General features: G+C 60.5%; 19 protein-coding genes and 6 pseudogenes. 14 read left to right on the top strand and 11 right to left on the bottom strand.

Annotated elements, in window-relative coordinates; all coding sequences use genetic code 11:
- Positions 1-284: 284 nt before the first annotated feature.
- Positions 285-1,086, bottom strand: a pseudogene (locus AC1D0N_RS31210) (IS110 family RNA-guided transposase).
- A gap of 207 nt (positions 1,087-1,293) precedes the next feature.
- Between AC1D0N_RS31210 and AC1D0N_RS31205 the strand changes: the two are divergent.
- Together AC1D0N_RS31205 and AC1D0N_RS31200 are read left to right on the top strand one after the other, a co-directional pair.
- Positions 1,294-1,872, top strand: a pseudogene (locus AC1D0N_RS31205) (IS110 family RNA-guided transposase); the annotation flags it as partial.
- A 722-nt stretch (positions 1,873-2,594) separates the two neighbouring features.
- Positions 2,595-2,891, top strand: coding sequence for a DUF5623 domain-containing protein (locus AC1D0N_RS31200; protein WP_477250396.1), 297 nt, complete (start codon positions 2,595-2,597; stop codon positions 2,889-2,891).
- A gap of 32 nt (positions 2,892-2,923) precedes the next feature.
- Here the strand turns inward: AC1D0N_RS31200 and scpB (AC1D0N_RS31195) are convergent, their stop codons facing one another.
- The 6 genes from scpB (AC1D0N_RS31195) to repA all read right to left on the bottom strand — a co-directional run bounded on the left by scpB (AC1D0N_RS31195) (position 2,924) and on the right by repA (position 9,427).
- Positions 2,924-3,613 (bottom strand): SMC-Scp complex subunit ScpB, encoded by a 690-nt coding sequence (gene scpB, locus AC1D0N_RS31195; RefSeq protein WP_477250394.1) that lies wholly within the window; start codon positions 3,611-3,613, stop codon positions 2,924-2,926.
- Positions 3,614-3,617: 4 nt separating this feature from the next.
- Positions 3,618-4,616, bottom strand: a complete 999-nt coding sequence (locus AC1D0N_RS31190) for a DUF1403 family protein (protein ID WP_477250393.1) — start codon at positions 4,614-4,616, stop codon at positions 3,618-3,620.
- A gap of 777 nt (positions 4,617-5,393) precedes the next feature.
- Positions 5,394-5,663, bottom strand: a complete 270-nt coding sequence (locus AC1D0N_RS31185) for a type II toxin-antitoxin system Phd/YefM family antitoxin (RefSeq protein WP_477250391.1) — start codon at positions 5,661-5,663, stop codon at positions 5,394-5,396.
- Positions 5,664-5,784: 121 nt separating this feature from the next.
- Positions 5,785-6,990, bottom strand: coding sequence for a plasmid replication protein RepC (repC, locus tag AC1D0N_RS31180; protein ID WP_477250390.1), 1,206 nt, complete (start codon positions 6,988-6,990; stop codon positions 5,785-5,787).
- Positions 6,991-7,144: 154 nt separating this feature from the next.
- Positions 7,145-8,146 carry a plasmid partitioning protein RepB gene (repB, locus tag AC1D0N_RS31175; protein ID WP_477250388.1) on the bottom strand — a complete coding sequence of 334 codons (1,002 nt, stop codon included), beginning with the start codon at positions 8,144-8,146 and terminating at the stop codon, positions 7,145-7,147.
- 75 nt (positions 8,147-8,221) lie between these two features.
- On the bottom strand, positions 8,222-9,427 hold the full coding sequence (gene repA / locus AC1D0N_RS31170) for a plasmid partitioning protein RepA (RefSeq protein ID WP_027053683.1): 1,206 nt from the start codon (positions 9,425-9,427) through the stop codon (positions 8,222-8,224).
- 507 nt (positions 9,428-9,934) lie between these two features.
- On the opposite strand from repA, the gene AC1D0N_RS31165 reads away from it, so the two are divergent.
- Positions 9,935-10,372, top strand: a complete 438-nt coding sequence (locus AC1D0N_RS31165; RefSeq protein ID WP_477250398.1) for a hypothetical protein — start codon at positions 9,935-9,937, stop codon at positions 10,370-10,372.
- Positions 10,373-10,397: 25 nt separating this feature from the next.
- Here the strand turns inward: AC1D0N_RS31165 and AC1D0N_RS31160 are convergent.
- Positions 10,398-10,898, bottom strand: a pseudogene (locus tag AC1D0N_RS31160) (site-specific integrase); the annotation flags it as partial.
- A 421-nt stretch (positions 10,899-11,319) separates the two neighbouring features.
- Between AC1D0N_RS31160 and AC1D0N_RS31155 the strand changes: the two are divergent.
- A complete protein-coding gene (locus tag AC1D0N_RS31155) occupies positions 11,320-11,553 on the top strand; it encodes an AbrB/MazE/SpoVT family DNA-binding domain-containing protein (RefSeq protein ID WP_477250386.1) in 234 nt (77 codons plus the stop codon).
- Positions 11,550-11,954: a type II toxin-antitoxin system VapC family toxin gene (locus AC1D0N_RS31150; RefSeq protein WP_477250384.1), complete on the top strand. Its 405-nt coding sequence runs from the start codon at positions 11,550-11,552 to the stop codon at positions 11,952-11,954. Before AC1D0N_RS31155 ends, AC1D0N_RS31150 begins: the two co-directional genes overlap by 4 nt.
- A 50-nt stretch (positions 11,955-12,004) precedes the next feature.
- Here the strand turns inward: AC1D0N_RS31150 and AC1D0N_RS31145 are convergent, their stop codons facing one another.
- Complete coding sequence (locus AC1D0N_RS31145; protein ID WP_477250382.1) at positions 12,005-13,135, bottom strand: site-specific integrase; 1,131 nt, start codon at positions 13,133-13,135, stop codon at positions 12,005-12,007.
- Between the two features lie 433 nt (positions 13,136-13,568).
- Here AC1D0N_RS31145 and AC1D0N_RS31140 point away from each other — a divergent pair, with 433 nt between their 5' ends.
- The 6 genes and pseudogenes from AC1D0N_RS31140 (at position 13,569) to AC1D0N_RS31115 (ending at position 18,237) form a co-directional block, all read left to right on the top strand.
- A complete protein-coding gene (locus AC1D0N_RS31140) occupies positions 13,569-13,922 on the top strand; it encodes a type II toxin-antitoxin system RelE/ParE family toxin (RefSeq protein ID WP_477250380.1) in 354 nt (117 codons plus the stop codon).
- A pseudogene (locus tag AC1D0N_RS31135) lies at positions 13,919-14,152 on the top strand (helix-turn-helix domain-containing protein); the annotation flags it as partial. The gene AC1D0N_RS31140 and the pseudogene AC1D0N_RS31135, both read left to right, overlap by 4 nt.
- 178 nt (positions 14,153-14,330) lie before the next feature.
- A complete protein-coding gene (locus AC1D0N_RS31130) occupies positions 14,331-14,651 on the top strand; it encodes a helix-turn-helix domain-containing protein (RefSeq protein WP_477250379.1) in 321 nt (106 codons plus the stop codon).
- Positions 14,652-14,743: 92 nt separating this feature from the next.
- Positions 14,744-16,351, top strand: coding sequence for a Mu transposase C-terminal domain-containing protein (locus AC1D0N_RS31125; protein WP_477250377.1), 1,608 nt, complete (start codon positions 14,744-14,746; stop codon positions 16,349-16,351).
- Entirely contained in the window at positions 16,348-17,223 is an 876-nt protein-coding gene (locus AC1D0N_RS31120) for a TniB family NTP-binding protein (RefSeq protein WP_477250376.1), read from the top strand. The genes AC1D0N_RS31125 and AC1D0N_RS31120 overlap by 4 nt, the downstream gene beginning before the upstream one ends.
- A 36-nt stretch (positions 17,224-17,259) precedes the next feature.
- Positions 17,260-18,237 (top strand): TniQ family protein, encoded by a 978-nt coding sequence (locus AC1D0N_RS31115; protein WP_477250374.1) that lies wholly within the window; start codon positions 17,260-17,262, stop codon positions 18,235-18,237.
- On the opposite strand, the pseudogene AC1D0N_RS31110 reads toward AC1D0N_RS31115, so the two are convergent.
- Positions 18,173-19,094, bottom strand: a pseudogene (locus tag AC1D0N_RS31110) (recombinase family protein). The gene AC1D0N_RS31115 and the pseudogene AC1D0N_RS31110 sit on opposite strands and share 65 nt — an antisense overlap.
- A gap of 619 nt (positions 19,095-19,713) precedes the next feature.
- Between AC1D0N_RS31110 and AC1D0N_RS31105 the strand changes: the two are divergent.
- Positions 19,714-20,736: a DUF1403 family protein gene (locus tag AC1D0N_RS31105; protein WP_477250372.1), complete on the top strand. Its 1,023-nt coding sequence runs from the start codon at positions 19,714-19,716 to the stop codon at positions 20,734-20,736.
- Between the two features lie 5 nt (positions 20,737-20,741).
- Positions 20,742-21,452, top strand: a complete 711-nt coding sequence (gene scpB / locus AC1D0N_RS31100; RefSeq protein WP_192180001.1) for an SMC-Scp complex subunit ScpB — start codon at positions 20,742-20,744, stop codon at positions 21,450-21,452.
- A gap of 418 nt (positions 21,453-21,870) precedes the next feature.
- On the opposite strand, the gene AC1D0N_RS31095 is transcribed toward scpB (AC1D0N_RS31100), so the two are convergent.
- On the bottom strand, positions 21,871-23,841 hold the full coding sequence (locus AC1D0N_RS31095) for an ATP-binding protein (protein WP_477250369.1): 1,971 nt from the start codon (positions 23,839-23,841) through the stop codon (positions 21,871-21,873).
- Between the two features lie 417 nt (positions 23,842-24,258).
- On the opposite strand from AC1D0N_RS31095, the pseudogene AC1D0N_RS31090 reads away from it, so the two are divergent.
- A pseudogene (locus AC1D0N_RS31090) lies at positions 24,259-24,413 on the top strand (IS110 family transposase); the annotation flags it as partial.

Raw genomic sequence — 24,413 nt, 5'->3', positions numbered from 1 at the left:
TCTGTGGATGGCTCCCGCATTGCAAGGGGTGATTTGACGTTTTTGACGATTGGGTCAGGTGCAGTCTTCTGTCCGGCCTGTTGATGCAGTCGTTCATGTTGACCGCTGGCCTTGATGGTATCCGCGAGTCAGGTCCCACTCTGCTTTGCGGGCAATGACGCCCACGACATTCGCACGGGTTATCCCAGCTCCCGGTATGACCGGTTCGCCATCACATCTCATCGCCCTTGCAACTGGTGAACTTCCTTTTCCTTCGCGTCTTGTTTGATTGCCACCGAACCAGATCAGGCTGCGGCGCTGATCGGCGCCCGGTAGGTTCCTCCGCGCGTCATGATCGCCCAGGCCACGCGCGCCGTCCGGTTGGCGGCAGCCACCGTCACGAGACGTGCCGGTTTGCGCGCCAGCATGGCAGACAGGCGCGGATCAACCGAGTCAGGCTTTGTCCTTGCCCGCCGAACGAGCGAAGTCATGCCGACCACCAGCAGCCGGCGCAGATAGCGATCGCCCATGCGCGAGATCTTGCCCAATCGTTCCTTGCCTCCGCTGCAGTTGGCAAGCGGCGTCAGGCCCAGCGAAGCGGCGAATTGTCGGCCCGAGCGGAAGCGCTCTGGTTCAATCACCGAGGCAGCCAGCGCAGTGGCCGAGATGACCCCGATACCGGGGATCGTCGCAAGCCGCTGCGACAACTCGTTTGAGCGATGCCAGGCGAGGAGCTCCTTCTCGATTGCTGTCAGCCGGTCCTGCAGGTCTCCGATCTGGCGCGCCAGGCCAACGACGATGCGCTGTGCCAGGGACGGTACTTCGGGCGCCTCGCCGGCCGCTAGCCGCGCGGCAAGCGTAAGCGCGTGGTGCAGCCCGCGCGCCATCTCGATCCCGAATTCGGCGAGCAGCCCGCGCATCATGTTCACCAGCTGCGTGCGCTGCTTGACCAGCCATGCCGATCAGACAGGGCGACAGCTTCGCGAAGAAGGGCAGTACCTGCCGGCGGCGCAGCGGCTTGCGGACGACAACATCGCCCACTGCATCAACACAGTGAACCTGAAAAACGCTTTTGGCCAAATCCAGGCCGATCGTGATAATCTCCATGACGGGTGGCTCCCTTGGCTCGTGGTCGCTTTGACAGCATCCACACTTTGGCACTCAGATGCCGGGAGCGGGAGCCATCCACATCATCTGCTTTCTGGCGCGCTCATCTTATTACCTGCCAGTCCTGGCAGTCCGCTTCTGATGCGGTGGACGGCTCTCCACCCGTTGCGGCTATAGTCGCGGGGCTAGAGCTGGAGGAGAGCTGCCATGGGCATTGCTACGACGATTGGTCTGGATATCGCGAAGTCGGTCTTTCAAGTGCACGGCGTGGATGCGGCTGGCGAGGTTGTCATCCGCAGGAAACTGACCCGTGGGCGGGTCCTGGGGTTCTTCGAGAATCTGCCCCGATGCCTCGTCGGGATCGAGGCATGCAGCTCCTCGCACTATTGGGCTAGGGAACTGATTGCACGAGGCCATGATGTGCGGCTGCTTCCTGCGCAGTATGTGAAGCCCTACTTGAAGCGGCAGAAGAACGATGCGGCCGATGCTGAGGCCATCTGCGAGGCCGTGACCCGGCCGACCATGCGCTTCGTGCCGGTGAAGACGCCCGAGCAGCAGAGTGTGATGATGTTGCACCGGGTTCGGTTGATGCTCAACCGACAGCGTACCCAGCTATCGAACGCGTTGCGGGCCCATCTCTCGGAGTTCGGTATCGTGGCGCCGATCGGGCGGGGCGGGATGCTGCTTGCCGTCATCAACGACGAGAACGATCCGAGGGTGCCAGCTGACGCACGGCTCTGCCTGCAGATGCTCGAGGCGCAGCTCATGGTCGTGAAGGCGCAGATAAAGCGCCTTGCCAAGGCGATTTCAAAGCGAGATTCAATCCCGCACAGCAAAGCCCTCGACACGGCATCTCAAGTATCGGGCTTTGGCAATTTCCAGCATGCACACCGATCTGTTGGGCGATCGTCCAGCGCAAGCCAGCCTGGCGCGGAATGTGGTCTATATCTCCACCTTCTGGGAAGATTGCCATCACGTACCTCCGGCCGTGAGACGATCCGGGTATCCATTTCAAAGCCGCTTGATGAACTGATCAAGCCGTCTCAGTATCGATATGCTCACAAGCTCGGTCGTTTCCGGCGTCGTGCCTCAGACCATGTGGTCGATGGGCATCGACCAGACTCTGCGCGCGCGGCTTTGGACATCGCTTGCGGAGCTGCGAGGGTACTGCAGTTCATGGACATCACGGGCCTGCAGCCATCCAAGGCACACATCGAACCCGGAGCGGAATATCTGGCCCGCCTGCCTGGACGTGATCATGGAAGTGCCTGGTACGATCCCGTCGCAAAACATCACGTTGGGGCCGACGAACCTTACGCGGGGAGTGCTGCGTCGAAAGAGCGTGACGCCTGGGCGCGGCGACACAACTGGTCGCTCGCAAGGCCGGAATGGGCGGGGATGTACTATCCGGGAAGCTGTGAACTTTACCTGTATGCCGATGCGTCGAAGGGATATTCGCTTGATGGGGCTACCCCACCACGCGGCCCCACAACCACTGTCGAGTACCAGTGCTGACCGACATGCTAGCGCGCGCAGGCGTGTACAAGCGCGTTGATGCTGTCCGAAGCGAGCTTGATGACTGGGTTCAATGTGAACACGATCGGGCGGCCATGCCCGATGCGGTGTTTTTCGACCTCTACTACGGAGAGAATTCCGGAGGAACGTCAAAAGCTGGCGAACAACACATCGAGGACCTCCACCTCGCACAGTCCATGCTGATGCAACACTATCCGGATTGTGCGCCGTTGAGGGACCTCGTGGGGAAAATCGATCTTGCCGTCATATCGCTCGAGAAGTTGCGGTGACGATGGCGGTCGTCCGGCCAGGCACAGGCGCTCTATTCGTCGGCGTCGGCATCACTCTCGCCGGGGCCCGAAAACCCCGGCATGATGTCGCCCGCCAGAAGCTTTTCCTTCGACAGCAGCCCCGCATCCTCGAGAGCCTCGAAGTCGGGAAGATCGCGCAAGGTTTCAAGCCCGAATTCCAGCAGGAACTGTTTCGTCGTCACATAGGTATAGGGGGCGCCTGGCGTCGGGCTTCGCGGGCCGGAGGCGATCAGGCCGAAGGAGCGCAAATTGCCGATCAGGTCGCGGCTGATCTCCTTGCCGAAGAATGACGAGAGTTCGGCGCGCGTGATCGGCTGGAAGAAGGCAATGCACATCAAGACCAGCACTTCGGATTGTGTGAGGTCGACGGCGCGTTCGCTAGAGCCTACGGCCGTACGGATCGCGTCGGCATAGGCCGGCCGCGTCAGGTGTTTCCAGCCGCTGGCGACCGCGACCAGATCGTAAGGCCGGCCCCGCAGCTCCTCGCGGATGTCGTCGATCAAAAGGTCGATGCTGCAGGTCTTGCCGACGATGCGGGTAAGCACCTCGCGGCTGACCGGTTCGCTGGCGGCGAAGATGGTTGCTTCGACGCGGTTCATCCATTCGCGCCAACGTACTTCTGGCGGCAGGTGATCCAGTTCGCGGTCGAACAGGTGGTCATCTGATCGCTCCTTCGCCCTTCTACCCCTCGCCTGCTCCATGGTCTCACAGCCCGTAGATGCGGAAGGTCGGACGGCCGGACAGCTCGCGCACGGCGCCAAGGTCGATCAGGCGGTCGAACAGGCGGCGCAGGCCGCGGTCGCTCATGCCGGCGATCTTTTCGGATGCGACGATCGCGTCGTCGGACAGCAGCTTTTCGACGACGTTGTCCGCCCCTTTCGCCCGCAGTTTTGGGGCGACAGCCAGCAGGCGGTCGGCGCGGCGGCTGAGCTCGGCCGCAAGATCCATCGCCTGCAGCGCCGCCTGCGCATAAGCCGCCCAAATGCGTTGCCGGGACGCTTGCCCGGATTGCCGTTCGGCATGTGGTGACCGACGACCGCCCGCCACCGGGTGCAAGCCGAACAGGGGCATCGCATGCGCCCACCCTAGCCGGTCGGCCAGAACAGCGTCCGCAAGCCACGGTCCAAGCTCACGCGCGGCGCGACTGTGATGACGCTCGAGCACCGCGATCGCGTCGACCGCGCCAGCGACTGCATTACCGACCGCGCCAAAGATCGCCTGGATTTCGTCACCGATTTGGCCGGCCGCCGCCTCGTCAAGCGCGCTCCCCAGATCCGCGGCGACACGGACCAACACCGCCTCGCTGACCAACGTGGCGACCGGACGCGATGCCAGCGTTCGCCAGGCAAGCAGCATACGGCCGGCGGGTCCAACGTCGTCGCCGGGACGGGTGAGCAGCAGCGCGTCGCGTAGCGCCGCCTGGTCCTCAGCCCTGCCGGCGCGTTTGGCCGATGCCACCGCTGCCGCGAGTGCCAGGCGCTGCCGCCAGGCGCCGGCCCATCTCTCCTGCCGGCGCACCACCGCATCGAGGGCGGTCAGCGCCGCAGCCGCGGCAAACGCAGCGTCTTCAATCGAGCCCGGACCGGCCGCTGCGGCGCGCAGCCACGGCGGCACGGGAGCGGCCAGCGCAGCCGGGGCTGCGCAGGTGACGACCACAGGTCCATGGCGAAGCAGTTTCTGGCGCAGAATCATCGTCGACAGCATGAATCATCGCGGCGCTTCTGGCAATGAAAATGGCCGAAAGCCGCCGTGCCCGTCGACAGTTAAAAACGAACGATAAACTGTAGCCTTTCGTTTTGATCTTTCTAGAGGAGATGCTCTCTCTCGTCGATCAAAACCCGGAAATACGCGTTCGGCAAGAGCAAGCATACCGCGACGGCAACAAACACGCCGCCCCGCCTCAGAAGAGGCGGTGCTGCCGGATGATCTGACCGCCATGCTGGGACGCTCGACCGCAGCAGCGACGCGGCGTGAGCTTCGATTCTTCCTTGCAAAATAGGAGTCGCACTCCACAATTGCAAGGATGATTGGGCGCCGCGCCACGACCGAACTCACGGAATCGCTGGCCGCCGTGGCTGCGCGGACCGCGTCAGGTTTGGCAAGACCACTCCTAGGGCTCGAATTAGCCGGAGGGCGTCCTTCCATCAGAATCCGACGCCGACCGCCTATCTCGAAATGCATCAGATCGACTGTCTCGACGTTGGCACACTCAAACCGATCCGCCCGCTCACCGTCAGCCGCAAGCGCTTGACCGCGGCCGGCATCTCGATGGCATCATCGGGATTGGACGGTGGTGTACGGGTGATCGGCAGGACGTGGACGACCGGGGGCCGTCCTCCTACATGGCGACCAGCACTAGCACCAGGCATTGCCGGTCCTTGTGTCGGCTTGCTGGCGCCCCTCGCGGTGTTGTCAGTGCCAGAGATACGAATAGCGGAAGACATGACCGACCTTGATTTCAGCCGGCAGCATTTTTTGCTGTCAGACCTTTGCCGGAAGAAGCTCGCCGTTGAGATGGTCAAGGCCCGGCTCCATTTCGACTGCTTCGACCGAGGCGATTTCGTCCGCGCTGAGCTCTGCCGTGAGCTCGACCCGCCGGTCGCGCTTCGACAACCGGACGAAATCCTCGTAAGCCAGCAGCACGGTACGCGGCCTGCCGTTCTTGGTGATGATGACCGGGTCGCGAACCGCGGCATCCTGATAGGCGCCGAAGTTTTTCGAGACGGCGGCGGCGGCGGCGGTGGTGGTCATCGGCTGAACTCTTTTCTTCCGGAAGACATGGGTTTTCCGGGCTTTCCACAGGTATCAGCCGGCCATCGTAATACGCGCTTGAGCTGGGCACAAAGCGATAAGCTGCGGGATTTGGCGATCATCATCCCGTCATCCTTGCTGTGGCGCCGTTGGCCTTGAGCGCCGCCATCAGCATCGGCCCGACCGAAAAATTCCCTACCCTGGCCTTATCAGTCAGCGCCCGAAGATAGCCGCCGGCGGAATTGATGTGCTGAGCACGTTGCAGGATACAGGCGATCACCATCGCCGCGGTCTCCTGACCCATGGCATGGCAGGCTTCCTCATACGCTGACGGCGAAACACCCAGATATCCCCGCACCTGGGCCGCGGTTATCATGAGATCGCGCCAATTGCTGATCCCGTCGACGGCATAATCCGCAATTTCGGGGCAGGCCTTCAGCACCATCCCCAGCGGGTATGTTTTCGGCGCCTCTGCGGTCCTCGTTCTGGGCTCGGCCGTCGCCCCGCTTTTCTCTAAAGCAGGTTCAAATTCAAAAGTAGAGTCGGTATTTGAATCAGATTGCTGCCGCTCGTTTTGGGAGTCATTGCCGCTCGGATTCGTGGATTTCATATGAGTTTCCAGCAGCTTATCCACATCGTCATGCAATACGGCAAGATCGGCTACGATCGGTTCTAGCTCGGCAATGCAGGCTCGGCGCGGAATTGCCTCCACAACGCTGCGGAAGCGCTTCCACAAGCCTCCCCAGTCGCCCGGAACGTGCTCTTCAAGGGCGGCCTCGATGAGCTTGTGGATGTCACGGCGGTGCAACGTGATCCGCTCGCGCATAAGCCTGAGCGCCCGGTTGTCGGCACGAACACGCTCGGCCGCCGCCTCGAACTCGTAAGCACGGGCCAACAGGGGCGCCAGGGAGAAGCCGAATGCTTCCTCGATTTCCCCTCCCCGGCCCTTGCGGGCGTAGCGCTTGCCGTTCGGGCTATCCCGACGGATGATCAGCCCGCAGTCAACAAGAGCCGCCAGGTGCCGCCTGACTGTGGGCTCGGGCATTCCGTGCGCCCTGAGCGACAGCTGTGCGTTCGAGGGAAAGACGATCAGGTCGTTTTCCTCACTCAACTCACTGTCAGGATAGAAAGATAGCAACGCATTTAGGACGGCCAGAGCACGATCGCCGATGCCGACGATGCTCTTGCCTTCGCAGAGGTTGCGGTAGATCTGCCACTTGTCGACAACCCTGCCCTTGGGGATTTCACGTGAATCGTTTTGCGCTGCCAGCATGGCAAGCGACATCGGCCGCCGCCCAAAGGGCGTCGTTGCAATACCCGTGTCCATTTCTTCTTCGCCTTCAATTAGGCAAAAGAAATCCGTCCGCCGAATCGACGCTTAAAACGCTTGACACTGATTCGCGGAAATGAGATTCTCGGCTTGCTAAAGATCGAGAAGGGCTTCCACGGTTCGCCGTCGGGGGCCTTTTTCTTTTGCGGTTTTAGTCTCCCTTGGTTTCCTTTTCCTGCTTCCTGTAGGCCTCATAAAGACCGTCCAGTTGGCCTGCTATGAACTCAGCAAAATGGAGACCGTAAGCTGCCTCGACTATTATCGAAGCTTTCTTTGGTGTCCCTCTAATCGCAACGCTCAGTGATTTGTCGGCAGGAGCCCAGGCTTTGGGTGCGAGGGCAACCTTTGGCTTCTTGGGTGTCTTGGATGATTTCAGATGACTGAGGAGCAGGTTGAAGACTTCATCCTTCACCTGACCTGCTGCAAACTGCTCGGTTCGAACGTACTCGATCGCTTTGGTGGCATTGGTTGGAATCTGGACTAGTTTTTTGAGTTCTTCCCAACGATCCCTGCCAACACCCTTTGCGGCCCCAACGACACTCAGCACCGCTTCGGGAACTGTCTCAGCAACCGACAGCATACGAGACAGCAGCGTGTCATCGACCGTAAGAGCTGATTTGACAGTATCCTTCGTCATACCGCCCTCAATCAACTTCCGAGCGAACAACGACTTCTCGATAAACGACAGGTCGGCTCGAGCAGTATTTTCTTGGCCCTGTGCGATGACATGCTCAATGTCAGCCAAGCGCTTCACGACCGCTCGGACATTAATGCCGAGATCGCGGGCGACCTTTGCCCGTCGATGGCCAAATACAATCATGTAGCGGCCTGTATCATGGGGGTGCGGTCGCACAAGGATCGGTGTCGACTGGCCAGATGTACGAATGGCTTGTCTGAGCTGTAGGTATTCTGCGTCGTCCTCCCCTATACGATCAGCAATGAACGAACCATCGAGATCCTTGGGGTCAATCGCCACCACGGTTTCGCCATCGAGCATCCGCACTGAATTCTCGGCCAGTTCGTCCAGTGACTGCATCATCGAACGCGACGCGCCACGCTTGGCGTAGTCAGACCTAGCCTGTGACGCAGAATGCACTGGCTGTTCCCGTGTAAGTGACGCGGTTACGCTTGCCAGAAGGTCCTTTCTAGCCATTCTGTCCTCTCAGAACCGCTCTCATCTTTTTGAAATTGCTCCCAAAACTGTCGTTCTGCACGGCTGTCAAAATGGTCACTTTCGCCCCCATGCCTTATGAATAAGTGACGTAATCTCGGAATTGACCGCGTTCAGACTTTCAACCGCCCGTTCATATGTTGATCTTGTAAATTGGCTTTTCTCGACCTCGTAAAGTGTCTGTTTCGTGATGCCAGCGTCTGAGATGGCTGTGGTCTTCACCATTTGGTTCTTGAGCATGCGCTTGTTGAAAAGAGCTTGCAGGAAACCAACCATCTGGGCCTGGGGACCATCAGTCGGCTCATATCGAGTCACGAGATAACGGAACCACTTCAGCTTCACCGCTGCCCCAGCCCCCTTGATGGACTGCAGGATCCCACCGAGCATGAGCAAAAACTGAGACATCGACATCACATCGAGCATCTGCGGGTGCACGGTAATAATCACCGACGTCGAAGCTGTCAGAGATGTGAGCGTTAGGTAACCGAGCTGCGGTGGGCAATCTATGACAATCACATCATAGCGATCGTCAACTTCCTTAAGCGCCGCAGAAATGCGCGTGAAGAACAAGCGCCCTTCTGGTGAATTCTTGTTAGAAGCGGCTAGTGGAGTGTCGTACTCATATTCCTGCAGTTCAAGATTGGCAGGTACGATGTCCAAACCCGGGAAATTGGTCGGCCGAATAATCTCCTTGATTGATTTCCTGTGCTCGTCGTATCGGAGCGCTTCATAAAGCGAGGGATTCTTGTCGAGTTCAGGTTGAATGCCATGCAGAGCTGACAGGGAAGCCTGCGGATCAAGGTCAATTGCGAGAACGCGGTGCCCTGTCAGAGCGAGGTATTGAGCTAGATGGGCAGCTGTTGTTGTCTTGCCGGAGCCACCCTTGAAATTGACGACGGAGATGACTTGCAGCGTGTCACCTTGACGGCGGTGAGGAACATAGCGCTTGAAGTCCGAACGACCGTGCTTGTCGAGGTACTGACGCAACTCGAGCATCTGCCGAGCGGTGTATGAACGACGACCCGAACTGGAAACCTCAGGTGCGGGGCCCTTGCCTTCGAGATGCAGCTTTTTGATATGGTTCTGGGTGACGCCGAGAAAGTCCGCGACCTCGACCGACGAAAATTGCCGTAGTCCCTTCATCGCATTTGGGGGATACTGCTCAAGCCGCAGCATGTTCAATTTGTCCGAGATAAGCTCTCCCTGTTCGAGAATCTCCTCGTCGAAATCGAACTCCAAGCCGTGATCGGGCATCAAATTCATATTCGGCAACTTCCAGAATAACGCTTTTCTGACATGATTGTCACTGCAAGCGTGATTAATGCCCGATTCGGGCAATCCAGCAAGAAGTTTTTAGTTAACAGGAGGTTAACGGGCGTCCTCGCCTCGAAAGCATAATCTAAAATTGCAACCCCGAGCTGTTGGGAACAGTCGTCATAAGCCCTGTAAGGCAGTGCAAGCTTGACATGACATTCGGACGTCTACGCCATTGAAATGACGGCACAATTATCCGATTTGCACGGCTGTCAAGTTTTAACGGCCAAAGGCACGCTTCCGGTTCCGTGGTTGGAGTTAGGCCCTCTGTGCAAGATAGGAACGGTGATGGGTCGACCTGAATTTCCGCGGGAGGCGAACTTGGCCTGGTCGTCACCCCTCTCAACTGCCGAACTGGCCGACCTAATTTCGGATGAGGAAAGGCCCATGTTGAAGTCCAGCATAAGATCGAAGCGCTGTTCCGCCGAGGTGAGTTGCCAAGCCAGACATAGATCGATGAGTTCTGCTTTACAGAGCGGCGTCCGGAGGGCCACCAAGCTGGAAATTGCGCAGGCCGGCCAAAAGATCGCCGCCGCCGCCATCAGCCCCGTCATCCGAATGTATCGCCGACTTCATGCGTCCGTTCCAGAAGCGGTCTACAATGAGGGAGAAAGAGGCACAATTCGCATCATTGCGATTGCGTCCGCTCACCGTCGTTTCAACGACGGCCGCGTTCGTCGATCGGCGTCTTATGCCGTATGCTGCAAGCTGGCATCGGAGCGCGGGGGCTGTGGTTATCTCGAGGCCTGGCCCATGGAGCATCTGATGAACCACGCCGACACTCCTCGGCGGGGTCCCGATGGCCGGGAGAACTTCTCTCAGAAAGGATTTCTACGAATAGCGCCTGACGGTCCGGACCAGGTTCGCTTCTCGGTCACGATGTTCGACCTTTGACGGCTTGAGCAACGTTATCGTTCCCAACCTCAGTCGAGGAGGCGAGGCTGGCGCGTAAAGCGAGTGCCCGCAGAATTTTATCTCTCGCTCGCCCTCCGCAATGTCGCCGCGCACCCCGGCCGGCAGGGCTTTTGACTTGCGATTTCCTGATCGTTAAGCCGCTCGGCTCCCACCGCTTTGTCTTTTCCGGTGTCCCAGCGGAACAGGGGCCAATGCCAGCCAGGCTGAGCCAAGTCTGCAGGGCGATGACACGGCAGGCGGCGTCCGACGCACCGCAGCCAATCTCGACCTAGCGCGAGCCGGTTTTGCCGCGCAGGGTAACCAGCCCCCTTGTCCGGGAAGAAATCGGTCGAGCCGCGGCCATCCTGGGTTTGGTCGCGAGCAAGATCGAGGCCGACGATTTCGGAGCGTCGCAAGCCGCCGGCGAAGCACAAAAGCAGCATAGGTCGGTCGCGCAGGCCACGTAGCGTGCCACGGTCGACTGTCTCCGCATGGCGATTAGATCGTCGCGCAGGACGGCCTCCTTATCTCCCGACGCTCTGTGGCTAATGAAATTGGAGGAGGGTAGAGCAGTACCGGCCGCTTGGAGAGGGCACTCGGAACGGTCGCGGCGGCGTTCGAATTTTGAGGTCATCTCGGCACTCGTGCGACCAAGCTGCTTCTGCACGTAACGCTCTTTGACCTCAGCCGACGCGTCAGGCCCGGTCGCAGTCAATGGGCTGCAACTCTTTTTTCTCGACCACCCTCCGAGACATCGCTCTGCGAGCGGGCGGCCAGAGCGGTGCGCTTGAACGGGCGGGCAACCCCCGGTCGCTCAGCGGACCGGGCATACGCGCGACTTTGAGCAGGACCGTTTAGTAGCCGGATCTGGCATTTCGCAGCCAGGATTGCAAATCGGCGTGTGTGGTAATACCTTTAGTCAATATGGTATTACGATGGGTGCAAGCATGACCACGACAGTCACAGCCAAGGGACAAGTGACGATCCCCAAACCGGTCCGCGACCTTCTCGGCATCGTTCCAGGCAGCCAAGTCGATTTCGTGCGCGCCGCCGATGGCAGCGTGGTACTCGCGCGCGCCGACAAGAAACGACCGGCGAGCCGGTTCGCCAAATTGCGTGGCCATGCCGGCACGGGGCTTGATACCGACGCAATCATGGCGCTGACGCGTGGCGAAGCGTGACGCTCGTCGACACCAACATTCTGCTCGACCTTGTCACCGATGATCCGAAATGGGCCGACTGGTCGCTTGCCAAGCTGGAGGCCGCGAGCATCGCTGGCCCGCTGCTGATCAACGATGTTGTCTACGCAGAGCTTGCGGTTCGCTACAACCGCATCGAGGAACTGGATGCCTTCATCAAACAGGCGGCCCTGGAACTCGCCCCGATCCCGCGCGACGCCCTGTTTCTGGCGGGCAAGATCTTTACGCAATACCGCAAATCTGGCGGAGCGCGCACCGGCGTGCTGCCTGATTTCTTCATTGGCGCCCATGCCGCCGTGGGTGGTCTGCCGCTGTTGACCCGCGACGTCGGCCGCTACCGCACCTATTTCCCGTCTGTAAAGCTGATCGCGCCCGACGGCTGAGGTTCTCGTGGGCACAACTCTGTCAAAGGGGCAGAGGTGAGGGCATGCGATCAAAGCCCGCTTGCCTTGGTGAGGTTGACCCGAAAACGGTCTCGCCGGCGTTGGTAACGGCGTGTCATCTCCGCCGAGGCGTGGCCAAGCTGCTTCTGCACATAGCGTTCATCAACCTCGGCGGAGGAAGCGAGGCCTGCGCGCAGCGAATGGCCAGAAAACTTTTGGCCGCGCTCGCCCTCGGAAAGTTCACCGCGCACGCCGGCGGCCAAGGCCGCGCGTTTGACCAGCCGCGCCACCTCCTGATCGTTGAGCCGCTCGGTTCCCACCGCTTTGCCCCTCCCGGTGACGCGGCGGAAGAGGGGGCCGTGCGCTATGCGGGCCAGCTTCAACCAGGTCTGCAGGGCAACGACAGGGCAGGTGCTGTCCGCTGAGCCACGGCCGATCTCCACCTCGCGCCAGCCGGTCTTGCCGCGCAACGCAACCAGCACGCCCTTGTCCGGGAAAAATTCAATCCAGCCGCGACCGTCCTCGGTTTGATCTCGCGCAACATCAAGGCCAACGATTTCGGAGCGGCGCAAGCCGCCGGCGAAGCCCAAAAGCAGCATGGCGCGGTCACGCAGACCGCGCAGCGTGCCGCGGTCGAGCGTTTCCAGCATGGCGACAAGATCGTCGCGCAGGATGGCTTCCTTTTGACGGGGAGGGGAGGCGTGTTTGTTCCGGATACCGGCGAGCACGGTGGCGATATGCCGGTCCTTCCGGTCGAGTGGTTGACCGCGTTGCGTATAGTTCCAGGTCAGGGACGACAGGCGGCGCTCAATGGTCGACACAGACTTTTTGTCGCTTGCCGATCCCGAGGCCTGCGCCGTGATGTAGAGGCCGACAATTTGGGGATCTGGCGGCAGCGGATCAAACGACTGGCGCCGGCACCAGGCGCAAAAATGCTTCCAGTCGGCGGCATAGGCACGACGCGTGTTTGCCGAACTTGCCGCCTCGACATAATCGCGCGCACGGTCGGCCAGCTTTTCGAGATGCGCGGGCAGTGTTGCTTGTCGCGACTCAAGGACCTGCGGGGGAGGGGAGGAAACCTCATCCGGCCGCCCCATTTCCATGACGACGTCGACAATGTCAGGCAGGTCGTCGGCGTCGATCGCGTCAAGGGGCGTCATGAAATTACGGGCACTGCCCATCGGCGCTCTCGTTCATTGGAATGTCGCAGTGGTGCGATTCGAAGAGCCCAACGTGCGACCCAACCGCCGAATTGTCCACCGCGAGACACCTGACTATAGCCCCGAGTTTTGCTCCCCGCCACGCACGACAAAGAGCGGGGCGCGCTTCTCGCGGCGCCGGGCGGGCACTTATGGACGACTCTGCGATCGCTTCCTGGCCATGGGCAGGGGAGGGCCACGCAGCTTATTGGTCAACGCCGGATCAGGGACTTTCCCGCCCATCGCGAGAAGATCTCAACGATGGCGGGCAATTCATCATCGGCTTTGTGTGCCATAATAATCCCGCTCGCCGATACGCTATTCGCAAGAGCATTCGGCTTGGTTGGCTTGTCCACGAACTCAGTACCGTTGCTACGCCCATTGAATGCCATAGCACCAAGTGCTATCTTTCGTCATGCCCGATCGGATATTCAAGACAGCATGGTTCGCCAAGGCGGCGCGCAAGGCACGGCTTTCGGATGCAGCGCTCACGCGGGCAGTCAGGGAGGCCGCGCAGGGCAAGGCGGACGATCTCGGGGGAGGCGTTTTCAAAAAACGGCTCGGTGACAATCGCTTTCGATCGATCTTGCTCGCCAGGAGCGGCGAGTTTTGGGTTTACGTCTATCTGTTCGCCAAACAGGACAGGGCGAACATCGATGATGACGAATTGCGTGCGTTTCGCGAACTGGCCGCGCTCTACCGGCGCAAATCGACCGAGGATCTGGACGCGGAATTGACTGCTGGAGTTTTGATGGAGATTGGCGAATGACGATTAGACGAAAATTCAAGAGCGACGCCTTCGAGGCGATCCACAGCGCGGTGGAAGGCATGGTGCGCGCCGGCACGGTCGACAAGCAGACCCTGCGCTCCTTCGACGAAGCGTGCCTGTCCCGGCCGACGATATTCGACGCCAAGAAGATCAAGGCGCTACGCGAGCGCAATCACGTCAGCCAGCCGGTGTTCGCGCGCTATCTCAACACGTCGGAATCGACGGTGCAGAATGTCGGCTGACCGTTTTTCTTGGCGGGACACATTCCAGCTTTTCAATAGCTTACACGATTCAGATTTTTGAGACTGATTCACTTTTCGTGAACCACCGCCCAGCTTGCAACCAAACTGCCTTGCTGTCCATGCATTCCAACGGTTCGATTGCCAGGGCGCCATGCGGAGAACGACGATGACTAAGCAAAGGTACAAAAGCGACGCTTACGAGGCGATCCATAGCTCCGTTAAGGCGATGTATAAGGTCGGAACGATCGACAAGGAAACAATGCGGAGTTTTGACGAAAGCTGTTTAGCCGTTCCCATGGAATTCGGGCCGGAGGAGATCAAGAGCCTGCGGGAGAATTGTCACGTGAGCCAACCGGTTTTCGCTCGCTTTCTGAACACCTCCGAATCAACAGTGCAGAAATGGGAAATCGGCGCCAAGCGACCAAGCGGGACGGCCGTCAAGCTGCTGATGATCGTGCGGAAGCACGGCTTGAGTATCTTAGAGTAGGGTCGGGCTGCATTATTGACTTGGCGATGACGTAATTCTGTAACCGAATCGAGGTTATCGAGGATCAGCTTGACATTGGCGACCCTCGCACCATGGATATCGACCGCAACGAGGCTGGCGACCGGGAATGGGAAAGCGCTCTGGCGCGAGCCGAGGTGCTGCGGCGCCTGCCGAATCGCCCGACCCCAGGCGAGGTTGCTGATGCGGCCGCCGAATTAGGGGTAAGCCGCTCGACGCTATTCCGCTGGTTAAAGCTGTTCCGGGAAGATGAGCGGGCAGCTGTCCTGATTGGTCGGGGGCCTGGCCGGCAGCGGCGGGGGATTGATGCGTTAAAGCCCGAACTGAAGGCGCTCGTCGATGAGGCAATCCGCACTTTCTACGCCACGCCGGAACGCCCAACGCTGACGCGACTGTGGAAGCGCATCGTTGCCGATTGCCGGCACAACGGTCTGACGCCGCCTTCGATCAGACGCCTGAAGGGCTACCTTGCGACGTTCGATGCCGAGACCATGACGCGCCGTCGCGAGGGGAAGGCGCGGGCTGATGCACAATTCCTGGCCCTGCCGGGCGAATTCTCCGCGCAGCATCAACTGCAGGTCGTCCAGATCGACCATACGAAGGTCGACGTCACGGTAGTCGATCCGATCGAACGACTCGCCATCGGTCGGCCGATCCTGACGATCGCCATCGATGTCTACACGCGGATGGTCCTCGGGTTCTACCTTTCGCTGGAGGCGCCGTCGGTGACGTCGGTGGCGCTTTGCTTGACGCATGCGATCATCGACAAGACGCGCTGGCTGCAGGATCGCGGGGTTTCCCTGGAATGGCCGGCAAGCGGTCTGCCGGAGTGCATTCATGTCGACAACGGCGCCGAATTCCATGCCCGCGCCTTCAAGCGAGGCTGCGACGACTACAACATCATCGTGTCCTACCGCCCACCGGGGACGCCGCGGTTCGGCGGGCACGTCGAACGTCTGATCGGCACGATGATGGGCGCGGTGCATCTTCTGCCCGGCACGCACTTCTCCAACGTGCTGGAGCGGGGCGACTACGACCCCGAGGCTCGCGCCGTGATGACCATGCGCGAGCTCGAGGCCTGGTTGGCGCTGGAAATCATCGCCTATCATTCCGACCTGCATCGCGGCATCGGCAGGCCACCGCTCGCGGCCTGGAACGAGGCCATATCCGCACGTCCTCCGCGGCATGTACGCGATCCGCTCACCTTCCTGATCGATTTCCTGCCGTTCGAGGCGCGCGCGTTGCGTCGGACCGGCATCCACCTGCACAACATCTGCTATTGGTCGGACGGTTTTGCGCCCTGGATCGGCCGTTGCGACGACAAGGTGCTGGTCAAATACGATCCGCGGGACCTGCTCCAGGTGTTCGTCAAATTGGGCGATAACTATCTGATGGCGCCGACACGCAATCCCGGACGCCCGGCGATTACGCTGTGGGAGCAGAAGGCGGCGCTGCGCGTGCAGCGGGCTCGCGGCCGCAACGAGATCGACGAGGAGACGATCTTCCAGACGATCGCCGCACAGCGAGCCCTGGTCGACCAGGCAACACGGGAGACCATGCAAACCCGCAGGCTGCGTGCTCGCCGCGCCCATCTGCAAGAAAGACCAGCGCTCCCGGCGAGTGCGCCGGCGGACGAGCCGGTGATCGCTTTGCCCCATTTTCCGGTGGAGGTATGGGAATGACGGACTATCCGCATCTCGACCCCGCCGTTCGGGCCCATGCCGATCTGCCCGATCGCGATCGCATGGAACATATCCGGGCCGACCGATGGATTGACTATCCGCGTGCCCGCCAGGCGCTGGAAAAGCTCGAGGAACTGCTCTTGTTTCCCAAGCGCGCCCGCATGCCCAATCTGCTGATCTTCGGCGCCTCGGGGATGGGCAAGACGATGATCATCGAAAAGTTCGTGCGCGACCATCCGCCCCGCTTCGATGAAAACAGCGGAATCCATCACCGACCTGTCATCGTCGTGCAGATGGTTGCTTCCCCGCAGGAGGGACGCTTCTACAACCGCTTGCTAACGGTAATCGGCGCGCCGCCCCCAACCCGCGCTAGCCTCGGGCAGCTCGAAACGCAGGCGCTGCGGCTGCTCCAGGAAATCGCGCCGCGTATGCTGATCATTGACGAGGTGCAGAACGTGAGCGCCGGCACCTACCGCGAGCAGCGCCGGATGCTCAATCTGCTGCGCTTCCTGGGCAATGAATTGCGGATTCCCCTGATCTGCCTCGGCTCGCACGAGGCGCGCGAAGCGATCAGGGGCGATGCCCATCTCAACAGCCGGTTCGAGCCCTACGGCCTGCCGCCCTGGCGGCATGATGCCGACTTCCAAGGCCTGATCGGCGGGCTCCTGTACTCATTGCCGTTGCGCTCGCCGTCCGAGCTGACTGATAGCGCGCTCAAGCGTCTCGTTGAGGTCAATGGCGGCATCACGGACTATATCTTCAAGATGCTCATGGCTCTCGCTACGGACGCGATCCTGACGGGAACCGAACGCATTACGCCGGCCGCGATCCTCGATCACCGTGTTGTCGCGCCGACGACCTTCGCGGCGTGAGCCATGACGGGGAACGGGAGGGCGCCGCTGCCGGTCGTGCCGCCGCCTTTTCCAGACGAGCGGCTGAGTTCCTGGCTGGAGCGGGTCGCCGATGTCTATCTGGTTTCTCTCGACGGGCTGCAGACCCATGTCGGATGGTCCCGGCCTGCGCTGCAGCTCGAGACCGAACCCGTGATGGCGGACATGGAGCGCATCGCAGCCGCGACCAGCAGCTCGGTCGAACGTCTGTTCGCCATGACCTTCCGCGACGTGCCGGCGCGCTATCGGAGCTTGCTTCGGCTGGATTCTTGGAAGATTTGCCCTGTCTGCTCGCGCGGCCTGCAACGACCGCAACGATTGAGAGCTTGGTCGTTCGCTTTCAGCTTCGTCTGCGATCGACATCGTCACCCGCTATTCGGTTTCGAGATGCGTGGCATCAGCGCTTTGGGTGACGAAGCGGCAGCCCGCCGCGGCGCGGAGATCCTGCATCGATGGGCGATGGAGGGAGATACCGCAGCGGTTCCCATCGGCTCGGTCCTTTCGCTGCTGCTGACGCCGTCACGAGCTGCATCGCCGCCAGCGGCGTGGGAGCTGGCGCGTCTGCCGCTCGCGGGTCAGCACGAGCCTTCCATTCTGTCGCGGCCCTGCAGGCGCGCGGCCTTGAGCATCCTGGTGCCGGAATTCACGCTTGCGGTGCCGATCTATGAGCAGCGCCTGCCGTCGGCGATCACTGATCTGCCGAACGCGCCATGGGCGGAGCGGTACGCGCTTGCAGTCGGCGTTGCCCGCGTCCTGAGGAATCCGGTCGACGCGATCCTCCGCATTCTCGAGGTTTCCGATGATTTCGGCCGAAAAAAGGTGAAAGCGGTCATCGGCCGATGGCCGGCGGCGATCCGCGGCGCGGTCGACCGTGGCGCGCGCCGCACCAAAACGAGAGGGAAGGGCGGGAGAACGGCGCAAAATGCCCGTTTCAAGCCTCGGCTGGTTCGTGCACCGCCAAACCGAGACGCCTGGCGCGATCGAGCAGATGCTTGACCGAGGAGGCGGCCCATTGCCAGCCGCCGCGCGGCGTCCGCTCCCGCATCGCCTCGAGCTGCGAGGCGATCGCACGCAGGCTGAGCTCCGGATCGGCGATGGCGATGCCGGCCACAAGCGTCATCAATCGGTCCTCAGGCTGCCGCCGCGGCGCGCGCTGCACAAGTTCCGGTTCCGCGAGGCCTTCGCGCACCAGTCGATATACCGAGCGGCGGAGGCGTTCCACCGCCCAGCTCTGCCCCTTGTGATTCAGGACCCGGACGACACCAGTTGTGCTGGGGTCGCAGCCGTCGCACGATCGGCAGAAAGCTTTGCGCCGAGGCGATGAGGTCGGTGACATAAGCGCTGTCCCGAGCCGCCGCGATGGCGCGTATGCTTTCCGGCCGACGCTCGCGCAGACCCGGATTGCCGGGAAGGCGGCCCCGCGCCTTGGCGGCGGCGATGCCAGCCTTCGTGCGCTCGGCAATCAGCGCCCGTTCCAGCTGGGCGACCGCGCCGAGCACTTGCAACGAAAACATGCCCTGTGGCGTCGAGGTGTCTATCGGGTCGCGCAGCGAACGGAAATGCGCGCCGCGCTTTTCCAACGTCTCGATCACTTCGAGCAGATGGCTGACCGATCGGGCGAGGCGGTCGAGCCTGACGACGACCAGAACGTCGCCGGCGCGGAGTTCCCGCATCAGCTTCGCCAGCACTGGCCGCGAGCGCGATGCGCCCGATCCCTGTTCGTGGTGGACGATCGCGCAGCCGGCTTGCTTCAGTTCGTCAGCCTGTGCATCGGTTACCTGATCCTCGGTCGAGACTCGCGCATAGCCGATGAGGCGGCGCGGTCGTGGGGCAGGGGAGGGGGCCTTCGCCATGCGCGTTTTCCAGGGCTGTTTCACGGCGGTTTGTACAATATCGACGGCTGCGATCAACCGGCCAGTTGCAGGCGTGTTTTATCGCGCCTCATAAACGCCCGTAGAGCGGCATTCGTGGGCCCGGACGCCCGGACGGGGCGGAAAAGGTGCAAAATCGCCTCCCGCGCCAACTGTGGGCGAAAGGGCGTGAATTGGGCGGTTTAGGAGCAGCGCAGCATTCGGAGGGCACCCAGGAGCTGCATGAGGTACGCGGACTTGGCGCTTTTGCCGCCCTTGGGTGGAGCGGATTTCGTGAGACTACCTGCATTCGAGTCGGAAATCGTGAGACTACGTGACAAAGTCAGGTGGCCAGCGGCCAGGATCAAAAAGCCTCGGATATTCAGGCGTTTAACCCCAAGCGGGTTCAACGCAGGGAAGGTAGTCTCACGAAAACCGATTCAAAAAGGCGGCGAATCTCACGATATCCGGTCAGCTGACACGGTTTGCAGGTGCTGCAGTAGGCCTTTTTCAAAACGAACGATAATGCAACATTATCATTCGTTTTGGTTCCGCGACAGGTGCGGCGGATTCAACGCAAATCGATTGCCAAAAGCGCCGCCGTGATTCATGCTCATTTGCAATGATTCTGCGGCCCCAATCCCTCTCGCGCCACCCTGGTCCGCCCCCTGGAGCGCCGATCGCCACGCCGGTGGTCCTCGTCCCGACCTGGCTGCGCCGCGCCGTCGCCGATGCGCAAACCGTTGCGGGCAAAGACGTCGACGATATCGCGCTCGTTGCCGGCGCCGCCATCTGTGCGCTTGATGCGGTGGTGCGCCGGCAGGAGCGGTGGGCCGGCGCTTGGCGCCAGCGGCTGGCGCTCGTCGCCGCAGCGGTGACGGCAAGGCAGGCTGGCCGCGTCGAGGGTGAAAGCGCGCTGCGCGACGCCGTTCTGCTCACACGCCCGGGCGATTTTTTGTCCGTCGGCCCCGCCGGAAAGATGCTGCTGGCTTGGCGCCGGCTGGCCGGCACGCCTGCCGAGAAACTGCTGACCGAGGCCAGCATCGGCGCGGTGCTGGATGACCTCGGTCTGCGCCGCGACGACGACGCAGTCAGCGACCTGGGGGACGATCTTCGACAGCTTTCCGCCGGCATCGGAATAGTCGGCATGCTGACCGGCGCGTTCACGGCTGCCGAAAGATATGGCTTCGCACGAGCCTTCGGATGTTGGCTCGCGGACGCCCTGCTGGCGCAACGGCTCAGTTGGGCACATGCGGTGCCGTTGCTCGGCGCCGAGGCAGCCTTAGGGACAAGCGCCCGCCCGCGCCGATCGGCAACCAGCTCTGTGGCGACAGGCACTGAGACAAATCCTGAGCGTGCCAAAAATCTGCTTGCCGCGCAGGCGCGGGCTGCGCTGCGTGCCATTGATCTTTCCGCCGAGCTCGAGCGCCGCGCGGACCGGCTGCTTGCCGTTGCGCCGAAACTCAGGGCCAAGGCGGCAGACGCTGTTGTCGACAAGCTCCTGTCCGACGATGCGATCGTTGCCTCGGAAAGGATCGCTGGCATGAGCGACCGTGGGCTGCGCCGCCTGTTCGACCGGCTGGTCGAACTCGGCGCCGTGCGCGAGCTGTCCGGCCGCCCGACCTTCCGCATCTACGGGCTGTGAAGACGATGGTGGAGAGTGCACGTAGGAGAAGGGGAGGAGCTCAAGGAGGCGACAGCCGAACAAATGACCATTTGTTTGATCGGGAGATGGATCACCTACCGCCGGAGGCGCGCTGGCGCGAGTGGATGCACCGCGTCGAGGCAACGATCTTCGCCGCCAGTGAACCGGTCGGCCGCGAGGCGCTGGCCCGCATCGTCGGCAGAAGTTGCAGCATCGATCTCCTCATCGACGACATCCGTGAGGAACTGCGCGGCCGGCCCTACGACCTGGTCGCCGTCGCGGGTGGCTGGAAGCACCTGACGCGGCCGGCCTATGCCGATGCCATCCGCGCCGCGGTCGGAGGAAACGAATTCGCGAGCGAGCTTACGCAGTCCGAGGTGCTGGTGCTGATGTGTGTGGCCTATTTCCAACCGATCACCCGCGCGGAATTGTCATCCTTCTTCGGCAAGGAAATCAGCAGAGACCTGATAGGCCATCTGCGTGGCGCAGGCTTCATCGCCTCCGGTCCGCGTAGCCCGACGCCTGGTGCGCCTTACACCTACGTCACGACAAAAGAGTTCCTGCTGGAGTTCGGGCTCGACACGCTGCGCGATCTGCCGGATTTCGAGGCGCTCGAGGATGCTGGGTTGCTGTCGAAGGAGAAGCTGCTGGCGGGCGACATTATGCCAGAGCTGGCTGGCGCCCACGAGAATGCCGGAGTCGATATGGAGGAATAGCTCGGCGCTAGGCTATGCTTTGCGGGTGCGTCCGGCTTTCAATAGCAATCTGGCGCCCAGGGCGCCTATGTCCGAAATTCGCAGGCAAATTTCGGACATTGATCCAGTCAGCGGCGTCAAGAAGCGATATGCCGGCTATGCAAGGTCGCAAAGGAACTTATCTGCGACGAGCGCAAGAAGCCAATGCGGCGTCGGGCGCTTAAGCGGAAGAAGTGGGCCTTGCAGGACCGCAAGCGCGCGCATTGTGGTGAAGATTTGTCCCTTGTATATTCCGAACTGGGCCGATTTAACGCTTCGGACGGCTACGTCGCCAAGACCACCGAATTGATCCACGACCGTTGTCATCGTGAGCGGAAGGCGGCGAAAAGGTACGCTTAAATTAATGGGACTTTTCGCGGGTCTAAGGTGATTGAGACAGCTATTTCTTGCCTTGCCCTTCGTCAGGCTTAACAACCTTAAAATACATCTCATTCAAATTTCCCATCGCCTCCTCCTCCCCAATCTCCAACTCCAATTTGCTTCGAATGTATTCATGGCGACCAAGGCAATCCTGAATGATCTCGCCCCAAGTCTTGACCCATATACGTGCGCGGCCAGCTTTGAAAATATGAGCACAACCGGGTGGACGATCCTGCGCGTTACAAAGTTCGTTTAATGCATCGTCGGTTTCGACACCGACAAGCCAAAAATCCCAAGACACCAGGGTTTTGTCGAAGCGCGGGTCTTGAATGACTGAATTTGCGTAATCGAAAAGCTGAGCGAAATCGGCATGAGCCAGTTTCCGGTTTGCGCGCTTGAGTTCTACAATCAAATGATTGTCATCTGTGCGACCGCTAACCTTAACGAGCTTTGCTAGCATAATATCAACACGGCCTGTTTTGCCGCCCGACTTGAGCACTGGTTCGGTAATTCGCGTGTCGCGCCTTAACAGGCGCAAATGCTCACGTAGCATGTTTGTGAGACTGCTTTCCGAGCGGCCCAACGCAAACTGCTCGCCGAATAGCCAAGAATTTGCCTCAACGACCTTATGGATATGCTCTCTCTCCTTGACGCTGTCGCGTATCTCAGCGGTGCAAACGAGGCCACGAAGCCCCACGGCTACTTGGAGCCGATGGTCAATGTCCTTCACCGCATCGATGATGTTGGTAAGGTTTGCCTTGTCGAGTAGTGCGGAGAATTCCTTCTGCTTCGCCTGCGGTAAAATCAGGACCTCGGAGAGAATCTTGGACAACTCAGGTGAGCCCGACTCGATGGCCTCCTTCAAGAGACGGAACGACAATTGACGGGCCGCCTTTGTCTGGTCGTTAAAGCCGTCAACGTAGTCGTTAACAGTCACCGCACAAATATCAAAGACTTGTCGTGCTTTGTCCGCTGAACGCGATGCTGCGACTTCCGGATAGGGATAAACCCCTTCAGCTTTCCAGGTGTCGATGAGAGCCTTCGCCTTCTCGCGTTCCCTCTGCTTGAAATATACGGATAGACGCTCTCGCGCGGCGGCCAGCAGGTGTCCCATGCCGTCGGCCAGATCAATATCTACGAGCGCTCCTTCATCTAACTGAGAGAAATATGTTGACTTAAGGTAGGCGCCAAAATTGAACCCAGGCGCTCTTACCTCCGGCGCTCGCTCCGAAAGTGCGAAGCCATTTTCATCGCAAAGATAGAGAGCACGACCACTTATTGAACGCCATTCGACAATTTCAAGCGACGACGTAATGGTGTCGCCATTGCGGAGTGAGAGAGGAGGCAGGGGAAAAGTTTCGCGCTTGGCGACGATCTCATCGGTGTTTAGGCGGTTTCCGTTGATTGAGAGTACAACGCCCCGATAGTTCAGCAAGTATGGTGCGAAAATGCGCGACATGTGCTCCGAGAAGTCAGTCGATAGCAGCGACCCATCACCCGGTTCGGGATTTGCGACGGTGACGATCGTTCCCGTCCGTTTTTCAACCGCCTTTTGCACATCAGAGAGCGTGAACTTTCCCGGCTGGGAAACGGTGCCTCGTATCTCATAGGCTTGAAACCCGTTAGCGTCTTTGAACGTCGTGTACCATGTCACGATTCCGCCTAGCGCAAACGCGCGGAATCGGCCCTCGCCAAACTTCCCATGCATAAGGCGCTTGTCAGGCGTTCGCTGGACCTTTGCCTTCCATGAACCGCCGAGTGCGGCGAACCGGTGCTCGTCGTTTTTTGGGAGAGGTATACCGGACCCATCGTCTGTGACGATTATTTCGTGCAAGACACCCAATGGATTGAGCCGAAATTCGACCGACACGTTGTTGGCATCCGCGTCAAGCGCATTCCACACAATCTCCGACACTGCCCGCAAAGGGCGTGTCCGGCAGAGCCGATGCCAGAAATCTTGCTTTGGGCTTACGTCGATGGTGGTGGCCACAGAAATCTCCTACGCGTAGTTTATGAAGAGATGGCTCGCTTCACTAGAGGGTTTGATTTCCTGCAGGTCTGCAGGCGCGCTGCGAACCAAATATTTGCGCTGGAACGCGGCCACCTTTTATTGACCGCCAAATTTGAGAGGCAGGCACGGAACTCTCATCCGATTGCTCCGACAAGCCGCCCGTGGAATTGTTGGCGTTATCTGATCGTAGCGCACGTCCGCTTCGCAGTCGCTGCTGTCGAAAGCACAGGCTGCTTACGGCTCAGTGCTGCCGGGCGGCAAGGCGCCGCATGCCAGCCGTGTACGCAAACATTGCCTACGCCAAAGCAGATGATGTGGATGGCTCCCGCTCCCGGCATCTGAGTGCCAAAGTGTGGATGCTGTCAAAGCGACCACGAGCCAAGGGAGCCACCCGTCATGGAGATTATCACGATCGGCCTGGATTTGGCCAAAAGCGTTTTTCAGGTTCACTGTGTTGATGCAGTGGGCGATGTTGTCGTCCGCAAGCCGCTGCGCCGCCGGCAGGTACTGCCCTTCTTCGCGAAGCTGTCGCCCTGTCTGATCGGCATGGA

Source organism: Mesorhizobium sp. P2_E10 (genome assembly GCF_056404235.1).
The sequence above is the reverse complement of the archived record's forward strand: the minus strand, read 5'-3'. Positions and strand labels throughout refer to the sequence as shown.